Source organism: Spirosoma migulaei (assembly GCF_054776855.1).
In genome coordinates this window covers 226333-250153 of sequence record NZ_BAAHBG010000001.1, presented here as the reverse complement: position 1 = coordinate 250153, position 23821 = coordinate 226333, and the positions used below count along the sequence as shown (strand labels likewise).

19 protein-coding genes are annotated in these 23821 nt (G+C 47.5%); 9 read left to right on the top strand and 10 right to left on the bottom strand.

The window, feature by feature from the left end; genetic code table 11:
• Positions 1–9: 9 nt before the first annotated feature.
• Positions 10–969: a phytanoyl-CoA dioxygenase family protein gene (locus ACYVGO_RS00930; protein WP_460966938.1), complete on the bottom strand. Its 960-nt coding sequence runs from the start codon at positions 967–969 to the stop codon at positions 10–12.
• A gap of 284 nt (positions 970–1253) precedes the next feature.
• On the opposite strand from ACYVGO_RS00930, the gene ACYVGO_RS00925 reads away from it, so the two are divergent.
• The 4 genes from ACYVGO_RS00925 (at position 1254) to ACYVGO_RS00910 (ending at position 5703) form a co-directional block, all read left to right on the top strand.
• Positions 1254–2099 (top strand): AraC family transcriptional regulator, encoded by an 846-nt coding sequence (locus tag ACYVGO_RS00925; protein ID WP_460966870.1) that lies wholly within the window; start codon positions 1254–1256, stop codon positions 2097–2099.
• 146 nt (positions 2100–2245) lie between these two features.
• Complete coding sequence (surE, locus tag ACYVGO_RS00920) at positions 2246–3022, top strand: 5'/3'-nucleotidase SurE (RefSeq protein WP_460966868.1); 777 nt, start codon at positions 2246–2248, stop codon at positions 3020–3022.
• Positions 3023–3116: 94 nt separating this feature from the next.
• Positions 3117–4658 (top strand): GH3 family acyl-acid amido synthetase, encoded by a 1542-nt coding sequence (locus ACYVGO_RS00915; protein ID WP_460966866.1) that lies wholly within the window; start codon positions 3117–3119, stop codon positions 4656–4658.
• A 103-nt stretch (positions 4659–4761) separates the two neighbouring features.
• Positions 4762–5703 (top strand): transposase, encoded by a 942-nt coding sequence (locus ACYVGO_RS00910; RefSeq protein ID WP_460966864.1) that lies wholly within the window; start codon positions 4762–4764, stop codon positions 5701–5703.
• 97 nt (positions 5704–5800) lie between these two features.
• Here ACYVGO_RS00910 and ACYVGO_RS00905 read toward each other — a convergent pair whose 3' ends face one another.
• Both ACYVGO_RS00905 and ACYVGO_RS00900 read right to left on the bottom strand, forming a co-directional pair.
• On the bottom strand, positions 5801–6439 hold the full coding sequence (locus ACYVGO_RS00905; protein WP_460966862.1) for a LysE family translocator: 639 nt from the start codon (positions 6437–6439) through the stop codon (positions 5801–5803).
• A 110-nt stretch (positions 6440–6549) separates the two neighbouring features.
• Positions 6550–7098 carry an NUDIX domain-containing protein gene (locus ACYVGO_RS00900; RefSeq protein ID WP_142773953.1) on the bottom strand — a complete coding sequence of 183 codons (549 nt, stop codon included), beginning with the start codon at positions 7096–7098 and terminating at the stop codon, positions 6550–6552.
• A 130-nt stretch (positions 7099–7228) separates the two neighbouring features.
• Between ACYVGO_RS00900 and ACYVGO_RS00895 the strand changes: the two genes are divergently transcribed.
• Entirely contained in the window at positions 7229–8791 is a 1563-nt protein-coding gene (locus ACYVGO_RS00895; protein ID WP_460966859.1) for a M28 family metallopeptidase, read from the top strand.
• A gap of 184 nt (positions 8792–8975) precedes the next feature.
• The gene (locus ACYVGO_RS00890; RefSeq protein ID WP_460966857.1) at positions 8976–9806 is read left to right on the top strand and encodes an alpha/beta hydrolase; all 831 of its coding nucleotides are present in this window, start codon (positions 8976–8978) and stop codon (positions 9804–9806) included.
• A 64-nt stretch (positions 9807–9870) separates the two neighbouring features.
• Here ACYVGO_RS00890 and ACYVGO_RS00885 read toward each other — a convergent pair whose 3' ends face one another.
• The gene (locus ACYVGO_RS00885; protein WP_460966856.1) at positions 9871–11061 is read right to left on the bottom strand and encodes a hypothetical protein; all 1191 of its coding nucleotides are present in this window, start codon (positions 11059–11061) and stop codon (positions 9871–9873) included.
• 700 nt (positions 11062–11761) lie between these two features.
• On the opposite strand from ACYVGO_RS00885, the gene ACYVGO_RS00880 reads away from it, so the two are divergent.
• Complete coding sequence (locus tag ACYVGO_RS00880; RefSeq protein ID WP_460966854.1) at positions 11762–13510, top strand: sensor histidine kinase; 1749 nt, start codon at positions 11762–11764, stop codon at positions 13508–13510.
• A 10-nt stretch (positions 13511–13520) separates the two neighbouring features.
• Complete coding sequence (locus ACYVGO_RS00875) at positions 13521–14303, top strand: response regulator (protein WP_460966852.1); 783 nt, start codon at positions 13521–13523, stop codon at positions 14301–14303.
• A 145-nt stretch (positions 14304–14448) separates the two neighbouring features.
• Here ACYVGO_RS00875 and ACYVGO_RS00870 read toward each other — a convergent pair whose 3' ends face one another.
• Positions 14449–15432, bottom strand: coding sequence for an amidohydrolase family protein (locus tag ACYVGO_RS00870; RefSeq protein ID WP_460966850.1), 984 nt, complete (start codon positions 15430–15432; stop codon positions 14449–14451).
• Between the two features lie 314 nt (positions 15433–15746).
• Here ACYVGO_RS00870 and ACYVGO_RS00865 point away from each other — a divergent pair, with 314 nt between their 5' ends.
• Complete coding sequence (locus ACYVGO_RS00865) at positions 15747–16754, top strand: cation diffusion facilitator family transporter (RefSeq protein ID WP_460966848.1); 1008 nt, start codon at positions 15747–15749, stop codon at positions 16752–16754.
• On the opposite strand, the gene ACYVGO_RS00860 is transcribed toward ACYVGO_RS00865, so the two are convergent.
• From ACYVGO_RS00860 to ACYVGO_RS00840, 5 genes are all read right to left on the bottom strand, one after another.
• Positions 16751–17422 carry a Uma2 family endonuclease gene (locus tag ACYVGO_RS00860; protein WP_460966846.1) on the bottom strand — a complete coding sequence of 224 codons (672 nt, stop codon included), beginning with the start codon at positions 17420–17422 and terminating at the stop codon, positions 16751–16753. The genes ACYVGO_RS00865 and ACYVGO_RS00860 overlap by 4 nt on opposite strands.
• Before the next feature lie 69 nt (positions 17423–17491).
• Positions 17492–19867: a TonB-dependent receptor gene (locus tag ACYVGO_RS00855; protein WP_460966844.1), complete on the bottom strand. Its 2376-nt coding sequence runs from the start codon at positions 19865–19867 to the stop codon at positions 17492–17494.
• 24 nt (positions 19868–19891) lie between these two features.
• Positions 19892–20920 carry a DUF4249 domain-containing protein gene (locus ACYVGO_RS00850; protein ID WP_460966842.1) on the bottom strand — a complete coding sequence of 343 codons (1029 nt, stop codon included), beginning with the start codon at positions 20918–20920 and terminating at the stop codon, positions 19892–19894.
• A gap of 117 nt (positions 20921–21037) precedes the next feature.
• Positions 21038–22087: a DUF4249 domain-containing protein gene (locus tag ACYVGO_RS00845; protein ID WP_460966840.1), complete on the bottom strand. Its 1050-nt coding sequence runs from the start codon at positions 22085–22087 to the stop codon at positions 21038–21040.
• An 11-nt stretch (positions 22088–22098) separates the two neighbouring features.
• A complete protein-coding gene (locus ACYVGO_RS00840) occupies positions 22099–23409 on the bottom strand; it encodes a Kelch repeat-containing protein (RefSeq protein ID WP_460966838.1) in 1311 nt (436 codons plus the stop codon).
• Positions 23410–23821 lie beyond the last annotated feature (412 nt).

The following is a 23821-nucleotide window of genomic DNA, read 5'->3' as shown; positions in this document are numbered from 1 at the left end:
AGAACTACCTTACTCCCAACTCTCCAAACCCAGTAGTTTTTTACCCAGCGGAGATAGTTCAGCGGTTTGGTATCGCTCCTTTTCCCAATTGCGGGGATCGCCGGGGAAGGCGTACCCTTCGGGAGCCTGGCGGTCGCGCCAGGAGGTAATGCGCCACTGCCGCAGGGCTTCGTTGTCTTCTTCGGCGGGCATCATAGAAATGTACTGCGCCATTCTCACTTTGTCAGTCGATAGATTCGGGCGGATGCCGTGGGGTTGTGTACTGTTGAAAATCAGCAAATCGCCTGATTCCATTTTCACCTTTACGAAATCGAAACCGGTTGTATCGGGCTTGAAGTGGTCGCGGTCGGCGGGTTGGGTTAGTTTCCAGGTATCGTAGGTGCGGTAGAGTTCAGGGATGCACTGAAAACCGCCCATATTTTCGTCGGTTTGGTCGGCCAGAGCGAGTACACCCTGCACGTTTTGGGGGCGGGTTTCGGGATCGTAATCCCAGTGAATAAAGCCTTTGAACTCATGACCGGGTCGAACGGGAAAATTCAGGTTGGCCCGGTCGATGGTTACCCACAGTTTCTCGGTGCCCCAAATATCGACGAAGGCATCGTATACGCGCGGATACTGGCGGTTATCCCACTCATATTGGTGGTTATACAACTCGACCATGCCGCTGTTCGTCAACTCCTTCATTTTCATTTCGGCGCGGGCTGGCGCGTACCAGGTAGCGGGATCGTTTGGGTCTTTTTCTTCAAATTCCCACAGGAAACTGGCGAGTCGGTCGGCCTGTTCTTTCGGCACGGCCTGCTTGATAACGATGTAGCCGTTATGTTTCCAGAATTGCCAATCTTCTTCGGATAATACGCGTAAAGGCTTTCCAGCAGAACGGTCATTCAGACTGATTTTGCTGCTGGTGGCTGTCGATGGATTTCCCGGAATGTCTTTGTGGGCGTTATCGGGAATCATTGTGGGCTGCATCGTTTCCATATGCGTTAGGATGTTTTGTTGATTTTGTTGTAACAAAGGTAGTTAATGCGGGTAGCTCATTTCCACAACAATGCTGTCCACTTTTTGTACTATATTGCTCTTGATATAATACATCTGTGATTCTAGAATAGAATTATAAGCAAATGTGAGTACATTTTTTGTCATGCTGACGATAGGAAGCATCTTAAATTACCCTAACTTATTTAGTAGGATACCGCAAGATGCTTCCTATCGTCAGCATGACAAAAACGCTTCGCTATTGAATCGACTCCTTTATGAAGATTGCCTTAGAACAAATCAGTCCCGACGCCAACAGTTCGTTCCATATTCTGGAAACGCCCCGGCTCAATGATGTTTTCCTGTGGCACTATCATCCTGAATACGAAATCGTGTACATCACCGGTGCCAACGGAACCCGGCATGTGGGCGATCATATCTCACGCTACGAAGGCAGCGATCTGGTTTTTATTGGCCCGAATATTCCTCACTTGAATTTCGACTACGGCGTAAAAACCGACCATAGAAAAGTGGTGGTGCAGTTGAAGGAAGCTTTTCTGGGTAATCTGTTCGGTCAGGCACCAGAGTTTGCAGCCATTGCCCAATTGTTCGAGATGGCTCGTGCGGGTGTTTCGTTTCACGGCGAAACGAAACGGCTGGTTGGCGAGCAACTGGAAACCCTGCCCACCCTCCCCCCCTTTGAGCGACTCATGGCTTTGCTGTCCATTTTTCAGCAGTTAGCGACTAGTTCCGAGACAACTTCGTTACACGGAAAACCCGTAACGAATGCCTACAATTTAAGCGAACAACAGCGCCTAAAGAGACTCTATCAGTTTATTGAAGACAACTACCAGCGCAAGTTCGATCTGGCCGAAGCAGCCGCGCTGACCAACCTGACCACCGCGGCTTTCTGTCGTTATGTAAAACGCATGACCCGCCTGACCTTTACGCAGTTTCTGAACCAATATCGCATCAATCAGGCGCAGAAACTACTGCTTCTCAACCATACTGTAACCGAAGCCTGTTTTGCCTGTGGCTTCGAGAGTTTGAGCTATTTCAATAAGATTTTTAGGCGCGTTACGGGCGAAAATCCGCTCCAGTTTAAGAAACGGTATCGAGGCTGATTTTTTAAACACAGAGCCACAGAGAACACAGAGATAAATAAAAGCTTTTTAACCTCTGTGTTCTCTGTGGCTCTGTGTTTAAAAACACTGTGGCTACCTTCGGGCGCATTTGTGTATTTTTGCAACATCAAGTTTTAATCCATACAATGGCTGACCGAAAGCCCCTGATATTAGTAACGAACGACGACGGTATTACCGCTCATGGCATTCGCACGCTCGTTGAGCTCATGAAACAAATTGGTTCGGTGGTGGTCGTAGCGCCGAACAGTCCGCAGTCGGGTATGGGACATGCCATTACGATTGCCAATCCAATCCGACTTTACCCTTCCGATATTTACGGTGATGTACCCGCCTATGAATGCTCCGGTACGCCCGCCGATTGTGTTAAGTTGGCGAAGCACCATGTGCTGAAAGACCGGGCTCCTGATTTGGTGGTTAGTGGTATTAACCACGGCAGTAATTCGTCCATTAGCATTTTATATTCGGGCACAATGTCGGCCGCTATCGAAGCCGCCATTGAGGGAATTCCTGCGATTGGCTTCTCGCTTGGTGATTTCACGCGCCAACCCGACTTTTCGCATGCACACGAACATATTCTGAGTATTGCCCGCAACGTACTGGAAAAAGGTATCGAGCGAGGAACGGCACTGAACGTCAACTTCCCGGCCAAAACGGCGGAACCGTTAAAAGGAATCCGTATCTGTCGACAGGCGAATGCCAAATGGCAGGAAGTATTCGACGAACGACGCGACCCACATGGTCGTCGCTATTTTTGGCTGGCGGGCGATTTTGTCAACTTCGACACACACGCCGAAGACACCGACGAGTACGCACTAGCCAATAACTATACATCTGTAGTCCCCTGCCACTATGACCTAACGGCCTACAGCATGATGGACACGTTGACAAACTGGAAACTTTAACATAATGTGTAATGAACAATGGATAATGTAAAATGCGCAAGTCAGTGTTCTACATTATCCATTGTTCATTACACATTATACATGATCAACAAACATGGCTCTATTAGGTAGTATGCTCAAAAACGGGATTCGGTTATCGAATGTCGTTCGGCTGCGGCAGTTTAATCCACTACGTCAGCAGCGTAAAGTCTTCCGCAAGCTCATCCGAAAAGCGCAGTTCACAAAATTTGGGGCAGCTTATCATTTCGATGATCTTCTCCGTTCGGTTGAGTTTGGGAGTGAAGGGGAATTCTATCAGAAATACAAGCAGTATGTACCCATCCACGACTACAATAAAATGTTCGACGGTTGGTGGAAACAAACGCTGGCTGGCGAACGGAATGTAGCCTGGCCGGGAAAAGTGAAATATTTTGCGCTGAGTTCCGGAACATCAGAGGCCGCTACAAAGTATATCCCCGTTACGAAGTCGATGTCGAAGGCCATTCAGCGGACCAGCATCCGGCAGATTCTGACCCTTGGAAAATACCAGAACCTACCCTCAACCCTCTACGAAAAAGGGTGCCTGATGCTGGGAGGAAGTACGGATCTGAACGCTCGCGAAGGCCATTACGAAGGCGACCTCAGTGGCATTACGGCCAGCAAAATTCCCCTCTGGTTCGAGCGATTTTATAAACCAGGACGCGACATTGCTCAGGAAAAAGACTGGGCGCTGAAATTAGACGAAATTACGGAACAGGCTGCCGGTTGGGATATTGGCTATGTGGTGGGCGTACCTGCCTGGATCCAGTTGCTGATGGAGAAAATCATTGCCCGCTACAAGGTCAAAACCATTCACGACATCTGGCCCAACCTGATGGTATTCTGTCATGGGGGTGTATCATTTGAACCGTATCGGGCAGGTTTTGAGAAGCTCCTCGCCCACCCCATCACCTACATCGAGACCTATCTGGCTTCAGAGGGATTTATCGCCTATCAGACGCATCCCGATGCCGAAGGCATGCAATTGGTCTTGAACAATGGCTTGTTTTTTGAATTCATCCCCTTCAACGAGCGAAATTTCTCAGCCGATGGCGAACTGGTTGATAAGCCTGAAACGCTGATGATCAACGAAGTGGAAGAAGGGAAAGAGTACGCCCTTCTGCTATCTACCTGCTCTGGAGCCTGGCGTTATCTGATTGGCGACACGATCAAGTTCGTTAATAAAAAACGGGCTGAAATCGTCATTACGGGCCGCACGAAGCACTTTTTGAGTTTATGTGGCGAACACCTGTCCGTCGATAACATGAACAAAGCGATTGAAATGGTTTCCGAAGAATTAGGCATTTCAATACGTGAATTTACCGTAGCTGGTGTAACGCACGACACATTATTCGCTCACAACTGGTACATCGGCACCGACGATACAGTAGATGCCAACGACCTCCGCAATCGAATCGACGCCAGGCTTAAAGAGCTAAACGACGATTACGCCGTGGAGCGTCGGCACGCTCTCAAAGACATCACAGTGACCGTGTTGCCCAATAAAACATTTTACGCCTGGATGGAATCAAGAGGCAAAATGGGCGGCCAGAACAAATTTCCGAGAGTGTTGAAGAAAGGAATGATTAAGGAATGGGAAAGCTTTTTGAATGGATAATGAATAATGAATAATGAATAATGAATAATGGCGCACTGGTACACATTAGAGGTAATTAGTCAAGTTTTAGTATGTTCTCGTGTGCACGAGCGAGCTTTGCCCCATGATTACTTATAACACGGTTAAGATTAGGCCCAGGCACTTTGTAGCCCTGACCAGTATCCATCTCGAAGAGTTCGAGTATTTGCTGGTTCACTTTGCCCCTCGTTCTGACCGCTACTTCCGCTACCATACTTGGCAGGGCAAAAAGCGAAAGTATCCGCGATACGCTCCCCAAGTCGATGAGTCGCTGGCCGAGCCTGCTGACCAACTTTTGTTTCTGCTGATGTACCTGAAAAACAATCCTTTGCAGGATTTCCATGCGGCTCTTTTTGGCATTTCTCAAGGCTGGGTTAGTCAGCGGGTGCATCGCTTGCTGGCGCTGCTCAATGAGACGCTGACCGGTTTGGGCCTGAGCCCCTGCCAGGATACGGACTCGCTGCGAACCCAGTTGGATCGGCTCAAGCCGGGACCACTGAATCTGGATGCCACCGAACGGGAGGTAGCCCGCTCGGTGGATCAGGCAGCTCAACAAGAGGAGTACTCGGGCAAAACCAAAACACATACGGTCAAAAACCAATTGCTGTGTGACGCTGGCCAGTATGTGCATTTTCTTAGCCCAACTTATGAAGGCAAGGTGCATGACAAAGCGTTGGCTGATGAAGAGGCCCTGACGTTTCGGAGTGGACAAATCCTTCGCCAAGACACAGCTTATCAGGGATACCGCCCGGAAGGGGCGGTGATTATACAGCCCCAAAAGAAGCCCCGCAAAGCCGACCTGAGTGCTGAGCAGAAAGCCAGCAATCAGGCCATCTCTTCCAAGCGAGTGGTCATCGAACACGCCATCAACGGGGTTAAGCGACTTCATTGTTTGTCAGATCGTCTTGGTTTACGAGGTTGGCCTATTCGGGATTTGCTGATGCGAGTAGGAACGGCCTTGCACAATTTGCGGGTAAAAAGTACTTGCCGACGTTACCGGCGATTCGCGCCCGCACAAGCGGGATAATAGCCAATCTCAACTAATCACATTTAGTATTCATTGTGCATTATTCATTATTCATTATCCATTATCCATTATCCATTATCCATTATCCATTCAAGCCTTACCAGTTCATCGCTTTCGACAGCGGCTCCAGTAGGCGGGTGTAGGCGATATTAACCGCACCAATGAGGAAGACCACGCCTGTTACCCGATTGAAAATCAGTACAACGCGGGGAGTAAAAAGCCGTTTGAGTCGGTTGGCGTAATAGGCCAGTGCGCTTTCGGTGGCGAACACGCCGACCAGGGCGGCAATCATAAAGCCGTATTGCTGTGCATCCGTATAATGAAGGTGCGACCGGATATAGGCCACAATGGCCACCCAGGCCACGAAATTGACCGGATTGAGGGCATTTAGAAAAAATCCCGTTGTGAAATAATAGACAAAATTTCCGAATCGGGTCTTCGGATAGGCTAGTCTGGGTGTTCCTTTCAGAATATTGACTAAACCCATAGCAATTAAGAATACCACCCCAACCGCAGCCATGATATTCTCAAAGCCCTGCACTTTGGGTATGAACGCTGTGCCTAAGAGGGCTGCCAGCACAAACAGGATGTCGCCGGTAATAACGCCAAAAACAATCTTCATCCCCGACCGGAAACCATTATCGACGCTGTTCTGAATCAACGCAAAAAACACAGTCCCGAACGTAAGGCAAAGGGCAACCCCTAATAAAAAACCAAGAAGAATAGGTAAGAACACAAGCAGTTTATAGTTTGATGTTTGTAGTTTGATGTTTGATGTTCTACAGTGCGTTAGTCCTGGCGAGGAATCGCAACTACAAACTACAAACCACAAACTACAAACTGTGTTTAAATTCCCCGCAACCGGGCCACGATCATCAGGCCACTGACGCTGAGCGAATCGGTAATTTGGCTGGTCATCACCATCTCAACCGCTTCGGCTAGGGGGAGTTTCCAGACACGTAAGTCTTCGGTTTCTTCGGGGGCATGTTCGCCCTCGGTTAAGTCTTCGGCAATGTAGAGAAAGCCTTCTTCGTCGGTAGCTGAGTTAGACGTGTGAATACGAGCAATTTTCGTCCATTTCTGCGCTTCCAGCCCCGTTTCTTCTTTTAATTCGCGCTTAGCCGAATCAAGCGGATCGGTTCCCAGGGGCGATCCGCCTTCTGGAATTTCCCATGAATATTCGTTCAGTGGGTAGCGATACTGACCAACCAGGTAGGTATTGCCCTCAGCATCAATCGGAATAACGCCCACCGCTTTATTTTTGAAACTAACAACGCCATAAATACCGGCTGTACCAGCGGGCGTCACCACATCTTCATGCCGAATAGACAGCCAGGGATTCTCATATTTGACCGACGAATTCAATGTCTGCCAGGGATTTTCAGTTGTGTTCATGCGAATGAAACCCGTTCAAAAAGCTGCAAAGGTATCACCTTTCGTTTATCACAGCTCGTAAACGCATAATCTTATCCTAACAATCCTAAAATCGGTTATCTTCGGGCTACTTCTCAATCAATCAACTTATATGCATCACAAACTACTGTTAACCAGTCTGTTTCTGGGGAGTTCCCTCCTAAGTTATGGTCAGGACGAGAAACTGGATATGGCTATAATCCAGAAAATCAGGGAGGAAGGTCTAAATCATTCGCAGGTGATGGAAACGGCCTTTTACCTGACCGACGTCAACGGCCCACGACTACAAGGCCCCGGCTTCATCAAAGCGGCTAACTGGGCCAAAACAAAATTGACTAGTTGGGGCTTAAAAAGTGCCCGCCTGGAAGCCTGGGGCGAATGGGGCCAGGGCTGGGGCGTTGAGCATTCGTATCTGGCCATGACTGCCCCTTATTACAAAACCATCATCGCCGTACCCAGAGCCTGGAGTGGCAGCACCAACAAACTACAGGCTGCCGATATTCTCTACATTAGCTCGACTGATACAACGGCGCTGGAAAGCTACCGGAGCAAACTCAAAAACAAAGTCATTCTGTTGGATCAATCGTTCAAGGGTATGCCCTCGTTTAAAGCAGATGCCGATCGCTTTACGGATGAAGATCTGCTGAAAATGGCGAATGAAGCACCCCCTGCTCAACGATCAGCTAACGACACAACCTTCCGCAGCCGGATCATGGCGATGCGCACCCAGAATGCATTTAATCAGAAAATGCGGAAACTGGCCAAACAGGAAGGTGCCATCGGGATGCTTAACACGACCCAGAACAGTAAAGATGGAACGCTGTTCGTCAGTGGCGATTACGCCAATGCCGCCATTGGTGCTACGCCCGATGATCTGGCCGACCTGTCTATTGCCGTTGAGGATTACATGACGCTCTGCCGACTCATGAAAGCGGGTATTCCTGTAAAACTAGAGCTGGACGTAAAAACCAAATTCTACAAGGACGACACTAAAGGCTATAATGTACTGGCCGAAATTCCGGGTACCGATCCTTCATTGAAAGACGAAGTGGTTATGCTGGGGGCTCACCTCGACTCCTGGCATGCCGCCACGGGTGCCACCGACAATGCAGCGGGTAGTTCGGTCATGATGGAAGCGGTACGCATCCTGAATACGATCGGGGCTAAACCCAAAAGAACGATCCGAATTGCGCTCTGGAGCGGTGAAGAACAGGGTCTGCACGGTTCCAAAAATTACGTGGCAAACCACTTAGTCGATAAGGCCACCCAAAAACTGACCAAAGAGGGCGAAAACATTGCCGCCTATTTCAACGTCGATAACGGAACGGGGAAAATCCGGGGCATTTATTTGCAGGGCAATCTGGCAGCCGGTCCTATTTTCAGCCAGTGGCTAAAACCATTCAATGACCTGGGCGCCACGACGATAACGCCCGCGAATACGGGCGGAACGGATCACCAATCGTTCGATCGGGTAGGCTTGCCGGGTTTCCAGTTCATTCAGGATCGAATTGAATACAGTACCCGTACGCACCACACCAATATGGACACCTACGATCACCTGCAACCCGATGACCTGAAGCAGGCGGCCACGGTTGTTGCCAGTTTTGTGTATAACGCAGCCATGCGGGATCAGAAAATACCCCGTAAGGCTGTAGCTGCACAGGTAGCCCGGTAATGGCGCGAGTATTTACTCGTGCCTCTAATCTAAGTTTTCAATTCCTTCAGTCGGCTGTTTTTTTGTCATTCCGACGCCAGGAGGAATCTCAACGTTGCGTAATAGTCAAGCTTGAGATTCCTCCTAAGGTCGGAATGACAAAAAACTAACTTACAACGTACCAAACTATCGGCAAGCGACTTAGATGTATAAAGTACTGTGTCTTACTTTTTCTGTTGGCTTTTGGCTACTAGCAAACCCTTCATTCGGGCAAAATCCACCTTCAACTAAGCCGTTCGTACTCGGCCTCATCGACGCCATTCCCTCCAAAGAATTAGGGGAAACCAGAACGCTGAATATTTACGTACCCGACGGTTATTCGAAAGATTCGATTGGAAAGTACCCGGTTATCTACCTGCTGGACGGGTCAGCTGATGAAGACTTCATTCATATCGCGGGTTTGGTGCAGTTTGCCAATTTCCCGTGGGTTAATCTATTACCCAAATCAATCGTTGTTGGCATTGCCAACGTTGACCGAAGGCGCGATTTTACGTATCCAACCACTGTAGAAAAAGACAAAAAGGAGTATCCCACAACGGGGCAATCGCAACGGTTTATAGCTTTCCTCGAAAAGGAACTGCAACCCTATATCCAGAAAAACTACAGTTCGAATCCGTCAAGAACCATCATTGGACAATCGCTGGGCGGACTTTTAGCAACCGAGATCCTGTTTAAAAAGCCCAGCCTGTTTAACCAGTACATTATTGTCAGCCCAAGTCTGTGGTGGGATAACGAGTCCTTAATGGCGTACCCTCCCGTATTTGCGAAGCCAGATTTTCAACAGAAAACTACAGTATTTGTAGGCGTTGGAAAAGAAGGAAAAATTATGGAGACGGATGCCAATCAATTGGTATCCCTATTGAAAAAGTATAGCACGAAACCATTAGAAGTCGGTTTCTACTACTTTGGTGATGAAAACCACGCGACTATTTTTCACCTGGCTGTTTATAAAGCGTTTGAGCGTTTCAAAAAATAACCGCGTGCGCAAAGCTTCCTTCGGGGCGTGCAACCTGTCGCCTAAACTTACTTACTAAAACACGCTATCTGTCACCATCTGAAAATAAATCAAAACACCACTCCGATTTATTCCAATCTATTTTATATTTTTTTCCAGCCTCTATCTTGTAAACCTTTGTTGTAAGCATCTTTATACGAAAAAAGCTTTGCTGTTGATCAGTGTACCAATAATCAGATTGACTCAAACCATTTAATGAATATGATGTCCATTCTGATTTATCACGGCTCAATTCAAAATTGACTTTACTTTTATAAGAATTTCGTATAACAAACTTATTATTCTCACTAGTTGAAACATTATTTATTGTACCTTTTGACTCGTCATTGATGCTGTATTCAACAATAAAACTACCTTGATTGTCGTCAGGCGAATTATCATTTATCAACAGGGTCAACACCCCATCTCTATTAAACTTATAGGATGCGTTTGTGCCTATAAGCAACCAAGGCTCGTTGTTTACTCGGCCTAATAAGGCACCGTGTCGGAAGCCACTCACTTTATTATAGGCTGTAAATCCGTCAATGCCATCTGCGTACCCGCTTCCCGCAAAGGCACCAAACCGAACAACGCCTGTAGCTTTGAGTGAAATAGTACTACCTGCTTTAACAAATATATTACCTTGAGAAGGACCGGAATAGACGTCTACTTTATTCGAACTAATTCCCCAATTTGAAGTAGATACTGAATTGTTAGTTACAGGAAAATTTGAATCCTGATTAACCCTTTTTAGATTCTCCACATCATTAACTATTAAAAATATTGAGTATTTATCAGATTCATCCTCAAAAGAAAAAATCACAGTTCCGCCCAGTCTTTTCAGCATGTCCGAACGATCACCCATATATACATAACCAGCACTTTTTAGAGAGTTTATTATTCTATTACGCCTATCAATACTATTAGTTTTGAGAAGAAATGTAGCCTTGTTCGTTTTTTCCCTTGAAATTATAATACTCATTTCTTCGCCTTTAATATACTCATATGCTTGTGACGTTATTTCTCTCAAATTCAACTTTTTAAAACCATCCCGGTTAAAGTAATCTTCAAATTCAGTAGCATTCAGACAGGCTATGTCCTCTATTTCACGTACACTGTATGGACCATTATTAGGTTTGGGCTGCCCTATTGAAGTTGAGTAGCTAATGAAAAATGATACGAAAGAAGATAGCGTGAGTAAAATTAACTCGTGTTGAATGTGGAGCTTGTTAAACATACAAATTTCAATTATGCTAGATTTTTCTCACTATATTTTGAAGTTAAACTGTACAAAAATGTAACTGACGGAACATGCTCCCTATAGCAAAAAACCGCTCCACAAATCAAAACCTGACTGTCAAGGAGTTTGGCTTGTCAGACGTAGATGACTTGTAAGCAACCGTCCGCAAAACCCGCAAGTTATGCTTGTCGACCGAAGTCGGAAATGCGAGCAACCACGCTTGCTTTACTGCCAAACGCAACCCGCTGACGGAAGCCATACTCAGGCCCGCATCCAACATAAGATTGGGCGAAAGTTTAATTCATGACCTCTCACAAACAAGATCATCAACACATAAATTGCGTTTTAATTTATCAGTCCCGGCTTCCACAACAGGCGTGTTTCTTTTACTACGTCAGGGCTGTTAAAAAAATGGTGTGGATAGAATAATAAGCCATTGAAATATCAACTCCGTTTTCCTATTGACATACAATTGAGTTCTATGAGTTGACATTCTAGTACCTCAAGTTTAGCGGTAATTTCAACATGCATTTCGTAGAACCTCCCAGATAGGATAACCTCTTTCCGAACACCTACAATTGCTTTCCGAGCCATTTACGAATCAAAAAAAGGCATTTATGAGATAGGTAGTCTGTCGAAAAAACCTACTTTTACAAATAGCCCTATCTATCTACAGCCAGGCTCTACGCCGTATTTGATGAAATCGCACAGCAACAAACTTCAGCTCTTGTTCCTGCTTATGTTCATCCGAATGAGTGCTGTTGTTGCCCAACCGTCCATCCGATTACCCCTACAACCCGAGAAACTCGCCTATGCTCAGGAAGTTGAGCGGGAAGCGATTGCCAAAAAAGACGCTGCACTTTTTGCAGAAGCCTATTACCTGTATGGAAAAATACACGTAGCCGCCCGGGACTATCTAACTGGCAAGCGCTATTTCATGAAGTCGCTTCGTTTTGTAGAACAAAAGCATCAACTTGATAAAATCAGCAGAATTTATGCCCGTCTAGCCTGGTTGGAACGGGAACAAGCGAATCTGAATAAGGCACTCGACTATGCCCGACTTGCGTTGGCTTATGCCCGGACGAGTACGCCCAAAGCCCTGATGTCGGCCTACCAGTCTATGAGCGATGTTTATCTGTCTGTTTGTTATGATAGCTTAGTCAACAGTCGAAGGCATCCATCACAAGACAGTCTGTTTTACTATTGTAAACGGGCTGAACAAATGGCTTACAGGCTGAAGGATTCCATTAGTATAGCTGCCGAGAGCGGCATGCTTGGTAAAATTTACGGATTCCAGCGAAATCCCCAGGCATTTCAGTACTATCAGATAGCCTTACAAATACATAGAGCCTTGAACCAAAAAAGCAGCCAGGCTATCGTTAGCCTCCAGCTTGCTCGTACCTATTTACAATTCAATCAGCCAGATAGAGCCTATCCGCTGCTGCTGCAGGCAAGCGCCCTGTATAACTCGTTACATAGCAGGGAGTTTGAGATGGATCGGGAGTTGGTCAATACGTATATGCAGTATTACCAACAAAAAAAAGATTGGCAAAAGGCGTTCGATCAATCGTTGGTCGTTCGAGGCTTTGAGCGCGACCAAATGATGGCCGATCGACATGGAGCGGTCTCCCGGCTTAGTGTTGAGTATGATACCGAAAAAAAAGAAGCCCAACTCAAAAGTCAACAGCGAGAGCTGGTACTGAGTCAGCAAAACCAACAGACACAACGTCGATTTTTGATAGTGATTTCGGTTTTGTTACTAGGTATGGGTATTGCAAGTGTGACATTCTATCGGCTTTCGCGAAAAAACAGCCGGCTTAGCTTTCATAATGCAGCCCTGGTACAGGAGCAAAACCACCGCGTTAAAAATAACTTACAGTTAATATCCAGCCTGTTGAGTTTGCAGTCCAATCGTCTCGTTGACGAAAGTGCCAGAAATGCCGTCGAAGACAGTCAGCGTCGTATTGAAGTAATGAGTTTACTTCAGCGCAAACTCTACGATGGTGACAATCTCATTACAGTCAATGTAGCTGATTTTATACGAGAACTGACCGAAATGGTCTTACAAACATTTGAACTGGATGAGGTCGAGACCATTCACCAAATCCCGTCTACCCTCACCCTTTCTGCCGACCATGTTATGCGTATTGGGTTAATTGTGAATGAGTTGGTAACCAACGCCTGTAAATATGCTTTTCCGGGAAATTCACACCCAACCCTCCACATTGAGGCCACTTTAGATAAAAACACCTTTCACCTGCATGTAGCCGACAATGGGAAAGGCTTTGATGTACTTCCATTATCGTCCAAATCATTTGGCATGCGCCTGATTCAGATACAAGTGGAGCAATTGTACGGTACGTATCAGTTTGAAAATAATGGTGGTACGGTCTTTACGATGACGTTTACCCTCCTTCCTCTTTCGCCCAAGTGGCAAAAAATCTAGTACAGTTTATATGAAATCGCTCAGAATCCTAATCATCGAAGACGAGTTGGTAACCGCCCACGATATCCGGGAAACACTGGAAAAGGCAGGCCATCACGTGACCGACATTGCACGCAGTTTACCCGCAGCGCTGACCTCGGCCCGCATCAATCCACCCGATCTGGTGTTAATAGATATCCATCTGGAACACTCCACCGACGATGGAATTGATATTGCACAACGTTTACTCACACAACACACAGTACCCATTATTTTCCTGACGGGACACTCAGAGCAACCCACCATTGCTCGGGCCCAACAGACGCATCCAGCAGCTTACCTGTTAAAACCCTTCCGACATAAAGAATTAGCGATTCAGGTCGAGTTGGCCTATTACAATTATCAGGCAGCCCAGGTTAACTCCGTTGATCCCTTTTTATCGGATAGCCTGTATCTACCCGTCGATCAGGGAAAAGGATATGTGAAGATCAAAAAAAGTGAGGTGCTTTACTTACAGGCCGACCGGGCATACGTAGAGGTCTACTTGATTCATGAAGAGCAAAAGCAGGTTTTTTCGATGAATTTAGGGTATATCGCTCAATTTTTTACGAGTGCTAATTTTTACAGCCTTTCACGTTCCCTATTGATCAATCTGGATTTTGTGGAGCGAATCGACAAAAGTCAGTTTTATGTACAGGGTCGTAAACTACCTGTTCCATTTCCAGAAAATAATCACAAACAGTTTCTGCAACGATTTGCCATCGTAAAAACCCCACCATCAAATTTAGCTGAAGGCAAGCATCGATTTCAATAAGTAGACAGCATTAACCTTCATTTTTAACCACAGAGGCACAGAGAATTCAGAGAGAATCAATGCTTTTCCCTCTGTGTTCTCTGTGCCTCTGTGGTTAAAAATTTTGCGCGATTACATAGCAAGTACAACTCCTTGAGGCAACTAATCAGGGGTACTTAAACTTGCTGGCGTCCAGCCGGAAGAAGCGGACCGCATTGTTGAACATAATATCCCGTTTCTGATCGAACGATAAGTAGTCGGCGTTTTCAATCACGCTGATCGAGGTTTCGAATAACTTGGGCCATACCATAAAATCGGTGCCGTATAGAATCCGTTTGCCAAATCCAGCCTGCACCAGCCGTTTGAGATAGGCATGAATTTCTGCCTGAGGATAACTCCAGATGAAACCGGCCAGATCGACATACACATAGGCATTGGCCCCCATCAACCCAATCATTTCATCAATCATCGGGTACCCGGCATGCATCACCCATATTTTTATTTTGGGATGACGGGCTAACATGTCTTCCAATAAGAACGGTCTGCCCAATGAAGCCCGGTATTTCCCTCCACTGATGTTAGCCATCCCATTACCCCCAGTTCCCATGTGAATTCCGACCGGAATATTCATTTTTTCGGCAACAGCGAAGTATTCATCCAGCGACATATCGCTCGGCGAAAGACCCTGGTACTGAGGAGCTACCTCACCCATTACTTTATAAAAGCCGGTCGACAGGGAATCCGTAAATGCTTTTACACTCATATCCTTCGGCGAGCTGACCCCAATGCCCGGAATAACCCGGTCTGGAGCGGCTTTTTTCCATTCGTGCAAAATCTGCGCATCGCCATACGCCACGATGGTCATGTTGAGCCGTTCCATCGTTTCCAGTACGGCAGCCGTCATTTCTTTGTCCGATTTGGCGGGTTGTAAGGGGTCAACGCATTCCGTATTGAGGAATGCGCGCATCTGTTGGTTAGGGTCACCCCCTGGCATATCACGTAAAAACCAGGGACACATTTCAACGGCAAAACCGGGGCTTACCTTCATGGCGTGCACATGCACGTCGATAATAGGAAGTGGCCTGCGGACTTGGGCCAGTAAAGCGCCGGATACATTCAGGCAGGCTAGTAATAGAACAAGTTTTTTCATAGGGGAAAATCCGGGCAAATTGGTAGAAATAAGAGGTATTCGGGATTTCAGAGCGTAGAATCGCGCTCTTTATGTCAAAAGTACACAAAGAGTATGTATTACAAAGCGGTCTACTATTTCTTCGAAAAATATTTATATCGTGGTATCAGTTTTTAGAAACTTACACCACGATGCGCCTTTTCCGAATCAGATACCCTTGTGGTTTCTAACCGAAATGAACGCATCAAATAGCCTGCTCACTCAATATCCAACACCAACATTCCCCGTACGAATCGTTACCTTTGTAGCACCTAACTACTTCTCAATAAAACTGTATGCGTGCTGGTCAACAAACGAAATACCGCTGGATGGGCATCTCGCTGGGACTGAGCATTGTTTTACTGGTTCTCAAATTCACCGCCTATTTCCTAACCTATTCGACCGCTATTCTTTCTGATGCTGTCGAATCCATTGTCAATGTTATAGCCAGCGGTTTCGCTTTTTACAGTATTTATCTGGCCGGACAACCCCGGGATCATAATCACCCCTACGGGCATGGTAAAATAGAGTTTCTATCATCGGGGTTCGAGGGTGCCATGATCCTTTCAGCAGGTTTAGTCATTATCTGGCAGGCCATTCTAAGTTTTTTCGACCCTAAACCGTTAAGTAATCTTGATTGGGGGTTTGCCCTGGTTGGTGTAACGGCTGCGGCTAATGCCTTTGTGGGCTGGATGCTCATCCGGTCGGGTCGTGTTACGGATTCTGCCGCCCTAACCGCCGATGGTAAGCACTTACTGACCGATACGTTCAGCAGTATTGTGGTCATGATCGGGATTGTACTGGTTAGCGTTACCGGTAAACATTGGATCGATAGTACGCTTTCTGTTGTGCTGGCCCTAGTGATCATTTATAACGGATTTCAGATTACCCGCCAATCCGTTGCCCGGCTCATGGACGAAACCGATATTCCAACGCTCCACCGGGTCGTGAATCTATTGAATGTACACAAAGACCGTAACTGGATTGATGTGCATAACTTACGCGTGCAGAAGTACGGGGCTGATTTACACATCGACTGCCATCTGACGCTCCCTTATTATTGGGAGTTGCATCAGGTACATGATGAGGTGCATCATTTTGAAGATACACTCAAAGAGGGATTTCAGGGCGAAGTTGAAATTTTTGTTCACACTGATCCCTGCGAAAAAGAGTGCTGCCACTACTGCCGCGTGGTCGATTGCCCCGTCCGCGCATTTGCCTTCGTCGATGACATCGAATGGACAGCCGAAAATCTGCCGCTGAATCAGAAGCACTTTGTACCGGTATTGGCCTCTGGGGTTTAAGAAACGTCTTTTGTTAGCAGGTTGCGTAAGGCTCCCATATTTGCCGCCGTGTCGAACAAGGCCCGCACAGGAATAGTAAAGCCTGTAATAGCATGACTGGTTACCGTTTCTTTAATGCCAAACGATCCCATCAGCGCGTATTCTTCTATATCGGCATCAATACTATATTGCTCAATTGTTCGGCGAAGCGGATCTATGATCCAGTATTCAGCAACACGGTGAGCGGCATAATCGGCAAATTTGGTCTCGCGATCATTCTTTTCGGTACTCTTTGAAAGAACTTCCGCAATAAAATCGGGCGCAGGGTAGTATAATTGATCGTCTGTAATCTGGGAGGCTTTAGCAGGCCCAAAGTAGCAAACGTCGGGTTCGTAGCTGTTGCGGGTTAGCTCAACCAGAGCCTTTTCTGCACGGACATAGCCTAGGTCACGATCATTCACATATACACTTAGCAGTGTCGCCAGAAACAACATTGCGGAATTATGTCGATCCAATGCAGGTGAATGTACAACGATCTCTCCATTGATAAACTCAGCCTTTTTGTCCTCATCAAGCCATTCATAGAACGCCTGTCGTTTCCGGTGTTCATTGTTCAAAATGGCCTGCGCCTGTTGCAAAATAAGCGGAGCCTGGGGCGTATCTAAAATTCGAAACAGCAGGTCGGACATGATCTATTGATGACTGTTTATCAAAGATAACAGGTTACAGTCAGATAATGCGTTATCTACAACTGGTCGCTAATACGTAAAATTCCAGCTGATAGATGGAATAATGGTACCAAAAACAGATAGCTGGTAGCTTTTGGTTGTGGTATTCACACGCTGAAAATAGATTGAATAGGGATTTTTGTGGGCATAGACGTTATAGAACGATATGGACCAATTGCTGTAATGCCGCTGACCCGGTGTTCGTCGACCATCTTTCGTAAACGACACATCCAGTCGGTGATAATCAGGAATACGGTCGGCATTGCGCTGCGAATAATCGAGCACTTTAGCGCCGTTGAGTCGGTAGGTACCATCAGGATACGTTGTCGGGCGACCGCTGGTGTATACGAAATTCGTACCGAATGTCCAGCCACGACTCCATTTCCACTGAGTAGCAATGGTCAGGTTATGGGGTCGGTCGAAGGTGGACGGATACCACTCGCCCCCATTGATTTGTACACTGGGATACGGGCTGGACACCCGCGCCAGCGTTCGGGAATAGGTATAGGCAATTAAACCCGTTAGTAATCCGCGCGTTTTCTGAACACTTACCTCTACGCCATATGCCTTGCCCTGTGCCCGCAACAAGTCTGCATCCAGCGTTGGATTGAGCAACAGCGTAGCGCCATTTCGGTATTCGACCAGATTCTCCAGCGTTTTATGATAGACCTCTATGGAGGTTTCGTACATGTTATCGTTAAAATTGCGGAAGTAGCCCACCGCCAGTTGGTCGGCTACCTGAGGTGGCACCAGGGCATCGCTCACTTTCCAGAAATCGACGGGCGAGATGGCCGTTGTATTCGAAATCAAATGCAGAAACTGCCGGGTTCGGTTGTAGCTTACTTTCAGCGAACTATTGGGGGTTAGGTTCGCCCGTATGGTCAGGCGCGGCTCCCAACCTCCATACTGCGCAACGGCCTGACCGCTGTTATAGCGCAGGGTATCGATAATGCTCTCCCGAGTGCGGGGTTGCCCTTCGGCATATTGATACGCCACGCCCGGCCCTACGTTCGTAAACTGGGCATACCGAACCCCCACTTGTACCGACAACACCCGAACCGGCGTCCATTCCTCCGAGATATAGCCCGCCCATTCGCGAGCCTGTTCAGTTGGTAACGTCAGCGAATTGATATTTGAGAAGTCGCCGGTAGGAACAATTGAACCGGGCAGCAAACTATAGCCCGTCATCGATCCGCCAAATTCAAGTCGATGGGTGGGTTTGGGACTATATAACCAGTCGAGCCGGGCGTCGCGCTGGCGGATGGTGGAGCGATAGCGATACATATTGGCAGCCGTCAGACCATCTAAGAAAAACCGATAGTCACTTTGAGTAGCCGTCAGATTGAAAGACAGTTGTGGATTTAGTCGCTGGCTCCAACGGGCTGTCAGCAAGGTCGATTGCGTAGTATACAGCGTATCCTGCGGAAATTTGAAGGTATCGTAACTTCGATATACTGTTGCGGATACTTGGCTGTCGGCATTGAGTCGATAGGTCAGTCGTCCATTCAGGTCATAGAAAAACGCACGGTCTTTATTCGTAGGTTCGGGAAACAAGCCCAGAATAAACGACGGATACGCAATGCGCCCGCCCGCCAGAAACGTCAGTTTCTTATTCTTCGTAACCGGCCCCTGCACCATCAACCGACTGGTTAACAAGCCAACACCACCATCAACGCGAATACGATCCGTTTCGCCAGGTTTGGTGTTCATAATCAGCAGAGACGATAATCGTCCACCATAGGCAGCCGGGATACCGCCTTTATACAACGTTACATCCTGAATCGCGTCTGCATTCAGGTTACTCAACAGGCCCAGCAAATGGCTGGTATTGAACAGCGGAGCACCGTCCAGCAATACCAGGTTCTGATCGGTACGGCCACCGCGTACATTGAACCCGCCAGCCCCCTCGCCTACCGTACTTACGCCCGGTTGCAGCGTTAAAGCTTTTAGAATATCGACTTCCCCAAATACCACTGGAATATTTCGCAGGTTTTTCATATCCAACCGCACCACGCTCATCTGTGTTGCCGACACATTGGCATCGGGCGTACGGCCCTTTACATTAACTTCATCCAGTTGGCGGGTGTCTGGATTGAGTGCCACTTCCATCCGTATGTTCCCCCGCTCTATTTCCAGAAACCGGCTACGGGTGTAATAGCCTACGGCAGAAAACGTCAGGTTATACGGCCCGGGCAGCACTTGCATGCTAAAAGCGCCAGTACTATCTGTTGTTGTGCCAGCACCCTGCTTCTTGTCATAGACCGACACGTTGGCCAATGGTTTGTTCGTTACGCCATCCATTACCTGACCGTAAATACGGAAACGGGTCTGGGCGTGGGCAGACCCACAAAGAAACCAGCAACTGACGAAGAGAAGCCAATACTTAATACGTATACGGTATGTCATAAATAAGTCGATTAAGCGAGTTCATTACCAGTTCGTTGGCGGACCCAGTTGAGACAGCGGGAAATTACCAGGACAGCTTCCGGGTGGAATAAACGCCTTGTTCAGCCGATTCAGGAATCTGTCGTACTGAATCGTATCGCCCGGAATAATCAATCGTTGTTTGCTCACGGCCGAGGCTCCAAAGTAACCCAGCGCCAGCACGGTTGTATCAACCTGCTGGTGCACGTTGCCCTCAATAGAAGCCGGTTGCGGATCGAATAGTGAACCGGTTCGGCTGCGTTGTTCCTCAAAATGAGTCCAGTATTGATAAGCCGAGCGGGTTAATGAATACTGCCGAACTTCAACGAATTGTTTCCCAATGGCATACACCGGCGAATTAAATACCAGTCTATGACTGATCCGGTTACCATTGATGAGCGCATCCGACAGCACATTGGTTAGCTCACTGAAATAAGGGGCCCAGCAAGAACAAACACTACAGCTAGAATGCATGGGATCAACGTTAGTCCAGCGGGGTACATAACTGTAGGTCGACCAGCGATAATAGTCTCCCAGAGAAGCCGGATCTCGGGTGTCGATAAAAATACCATACAGATCGGGCTGACCGAAGCTGCTGTTCTGTCGGCGATATTCCGCATCAACTCGCTCAATGGTTGCCACCGGAGCCAGCAATTCAGGATTCGATATATAGACCGTACCATCGGGCAAAACCACCTTTAATGTGTACCGATGGCCAGCTTGGCCCTGAAAACTGGGGTCGCGTACCCAATAATAGGACGGTTGAAGCAAGTCCTGCTCAAGTTGCACCGTCCGATCACCATTATCGGTAATGGTGACCACAGCTCCATTGATAATCAACTCTTCCGGGAAGCCTCCTCCCGACGAATACGCTCCCGACAAAGTCAGTTTGATGGGATAAGGGGGCGCTTCGTCGGTAATCAACCCATCCACCACCAGGCGCGGTTTTACCTGCCGAATGGGGAGCTGTACCTCATTCACGCAAGCGGTTAAGATCATACCACAGAGATACGCAGAGATGGCACAGAGATTCATAAAGACTTTTGTTTGCCGTACGACTAGTTTGTTTAACCCGCCAGTCCAGCTAAAAACCTCAGTGTATCTCCATACCATCGCTGTGTATCTCTGTGTCATAACCTGTTTTCTTTGTATCTACCAACCCACGGGCGGGCCTAATTGAAAGATCGAAAAATTATCCGGGCAATGACCGGGAGGGATAAATACCTTATTGAGTCGGTTCAGGAATTTGTCATATTGAATCGTATCGCCCCGAATAACCAGCCGCTGTCGACTTACCGACGATGCACCAAAATAGCCCAGCGCCAGCACGGTTGTATCGGCTTGCTGATGCACATTTCCCTCAATAGAAGCCGGTTGCGGGTCGAAGAGGGAGCCCGTTCGGCTACGTTGCTCCTCAAAACGAGTCCAGTATTGGTACGCCAAACGGGTAAGCGAATATTGGCGTACCTCAACGTACTGCTTACCAACCGCATAGACGGGCGAATTGAATACAGACCGATGGCTGATGCGATTCCCATTGATGAGCGCATCCGACAGCACATTGGTTAGCTGACTATAGTAAGGCACCCAGCAAGAGCAAGTATTACAAACGCCACCCACCCCCGGCGGGGGTGGGTGCTGAGGATCATAACTTGTCCAGCGGGGTACGTAGCTATACGTCGACCAGCGGTAGTAATCTCCCAACGTGGCTGGGTCACGGGTATCGATCAGAATGTTATACAGGTCGGGCTGACCAAGACTACCATCAGACTGATGAAATTCGGCAGAAACCTGCTCCAGAGGTGCCACTGGAGCCAGTAATTCAGAAGTCGATACATATACAGTCCCATCCGGCATAACCACCTTCAGCGTATACCAATGGCCCGCCTGACCCCGAAATGTAGTGTCCCGAACCCAATAATAAGACGGAAGTAAAGGATCTTGCTCAAGTTGTACGGTTCGGTCGCCGTTATCCCTAATGGTCACAACGGCTCCGTTGATAATCAACTCTTCCGGAAAACCTCCTCCCGACGAGTAGGCTCCCGACAAGGTCAATTTTATTGGATATGGTGGTGCTTCGTCCGTAATCAGCCCATCAACCACCAACCGCGCTTTCACTTGCCGAATGGGAAGTTGAACCTCATTCACGCAGGAGGCTACGAGTAAGACACTTAGAAATGTGAAGATGCTCCGGAGTTTCATATGCTTTTTTCTCATGGCAAGAACTCCCAAAAATCCGTACACCCCACTTGCCGATAACCCTGTGATCCTACAACCGTCTGGCTCTCGTAGCCCCAGCCGAGGTAGGCCCGATTAGGTCCACTCCACACCACCAGATAGCGATTGCCTTCGCCCGGATAGTCGGTCATGTATTGCCATTTATCGGTAGTGGGATCATACTGCCAGATGTCGCGAAGGCCCTGCTGGCTGGTGGCAATGCCCAGCCCAAAATAGCCCTTTCCTTTGACCGAAAAGCCAGCACCGCGTGTTCGCTGAGTACCCGGGAAGTCGGCCTTACGTGTCCATATATCTTTCTGCGAATCGTAGGCAAACAAATGTGGCTGGCTTCCCTGAACCTGATTAACAACGTAACCGACTTCACCAATACTGAACGTAGCCATAACTCCCGGTTTTTCTGGTAAAGGAGCACGAGCTTCCTGATCAAATTGCACATAAATTCCCCGCATGGCCGGTGATCCATTATTAGTCAGGAAAAACGCCCATTCTGTAGTTGTAAAATAAGCAAGCTCACCATCTTCGCCCTGGTAGTAGGGAAATACAGCACTACCGCCACCCGGAAAAACAGCATATTGATCTCGTAGATAGACATACTTACCTGGGAACAAATCATCTGTTTGATAGCCCAACCCATAGAAGTACGACCGGTCGATATTATGCCCGTACAAAATATACTCAATCAGACCCCGCCGAACTGTTACCCCAGGTGCATAGGCATCATACCAGGCATTTTGCTCATTTCCAAATACAACGGTTTGCCAGGTTTCGGCATCAACATAGCGCGTAACCCGAACCGAACTACCCGAGCGGTCGGCGGTGTAATCAATGATGGAGCCCGTAAAATCACCACTGTCAAATGGCAAATGTTCCCGTCGCTTCCAGGGGTTGTAGGTCGTATGTGTGTACGCCCGCTCCAGGGTCAGGCTGTCTTTCTGATTGTACCGAAAACCCAACTGTAGTTTATAGGTCTGCCCTACCTGCACACCTGTTAGTTTAAATGTAGTTAAGGTAAATGGGTCGTATGCTTTTGTCTCGCCGGTCTCCAATGGCAAAAGCACCCCCGAAGTGGTTTGCGCCGTCAATCGCCAATCCGTCGATTTAATAGCCGACGTGAGTTTAATGACTACCTCAGCCGTTGTTGCACCGGTCGTCTGCACCGATACCAGCGCAGCCTGTGAGGGTAACACAATTTTCGTATTAATGATGGTAGCCGGTCCGGGCGATTTGGGTTGGCAACCGATCAGGCTTAGCAGCACAACAAGGAGCAACCCAATAACTTCTTTCATGAACGCAGAGCGGATAGTTATTATAAACTTACAGTTATTTAATTAAACGAATACAGGATAGCGAATCTACATTAAAATGATTGCCAACTGGTTATTTAACGGATCAGTTTTTAAAATGCAGCTCGTTGGCAAAGCTGCTATCAGAAAGCAGCTAAGTAGTCGAATGGCGCTTGAACGCATGCGTAGACGGATCAAAGTCGATCCGTTAATTCACAACGATTCAGCAAGATACGCTACTCGCAACAAATCAATCAGCAGAAATCTAAATTAAATTTTATCGAAATAGTTGTATTAATTCTTTTTATTTACCAATTTTGAACCACTTACTGCTTCGGCAGTAGCCAACATTGCTTTTTTCAATTCAGGTTGTATTCAACAGGAAAGGCTGGTCGCCCTACGACCAGCCTTTTTT

Bases quoted from the DNA above. Each gene is read 5' to 3' on its own strand.
- ACYVGO_RS00930 (WP_460966938.1), bottom strand. From the start codon at position 969: ATGCAGCCCACAATGATTCCCGATAACGCCCACAAAGACATTCCGGGA.
- ACYVGO_RS00925 (WP_460966870.1), top strand. From the start codon at position 1,254: ATGAAGATTGCCTTAGAACAAATCAGTCCCGACGCCAACAGTTCGTTC.
- surE (WP_460966868.1), top strand. From the start codon at position 2,246: ATGGCTGACCGAAAGCCCCTGATATTAGTAACGAACGACGACGGTATT.
- ACYVGO_RS00915 (WP_460966866.1), top strand. From the start codon at position 3,117: ATGGCTCTATTAGGTAGTATGCTCAAAAACGGGATTCGGTTATCGAAT.
- ACYVGO_RS00910 (WP_460966864.1), top strand. From the start codon at position 4,762: ATGATTACTTATAACACGGTTAAGATTAGGCCCAGGCACTTTGTAGCC.
- ACYVGO_RS00900 (WP_142773953.1), bottom strand. From the start codon at position 7,098: ATGAACACAACTGAAAATCCCTGGCAGACATTGAATTCGTCGGTCAAA.
- ACYVGO_RS00895 (WP_460966859.1), top strand. From the start codon at position 7,229: ATGCATCACAAACTACTGTTAACCAGTCTGTTTCTGGGGAGTTCCCTC.
- ACYVGO_RS00890 (WP_460966857.1), top strand. From the start codon at position 8,976: ATGTATAAAGTACTGTGTCTTACTTTTTCTGTTGGCTTTTGGCTACTA.
- ACYVGO_RS00885 (WP_460966856.1), bottom strand. From the start codon at position 11,061: ATGTTTAACAAGCTCCACATTCAACACGAGTTAATTTTACTCACGCTA.
- ACYVGO_RS00880 (WP_460966854.1), top strand. From the start codon at position 11,762: ATGAAATCGCACAGCAACAAACTTCAGCTCTTGTTCCTGCTTATGTTC.
- ACYVGO_RS00875 (WP_460966852.1), top strand. From the start codon at position 13,521: ATGAAATCGCTCAGAATCCTAATCATCGAAGACGAGTTGGTAACCGCC.
- ACYVGO_RS00870 (WP_460966850.1), bottom strand. From the start codon at position 15,432: ATGAAAAAACTTGTTCTATTACTAGCCTGCCTGAATGTATCCGGCGCT.
- ACYVGO_RS00865 (WP_460966848.1), top strand. From the start codon at position 15,747: ATGCGTGCTGGTCAACAAACGAAATACCGCTGGATGGGCATCTCGCTG.
- ACYVGO_RS00860 (WP_460966846.1), bottom strand. From the start codon at position 17,422: ATGTCCGACCTGCTGTTTCGAATTTTAGATACGCCCCAGGCTCCGCTT.
- ACYVGO_RS00855 (WP_460966844.1), bottom strand. From the start codon at position 19,867: ATGACATACCGTATACGTATTAAGTATTGGCTTCTCTTCGTCAGTTGC.
- ACYVGO_RS00850 (WP_460966842.1), bottom strand. From the start codon at position 20,920: ATGAATCTCTGTGCCATCTCTGCGTATCTCTGTGGTATGATCTTAACC.
- ACYVGO_RS00845 (WP_460966840.1), bottom strand. From the start codon at position 22,087: ATGAAACTCCGGAGCATCTTCACATTTCTAAGTGTCTTACTCGTAGCC.
- ACYVGO_RS00840 (WP_460966838.1), bottom strand. From the start codon at position 23,409: ATGAAAGAAGTTATTGGGTTGCTCCTTGTTGTGCTGCTAAGCCTGATC.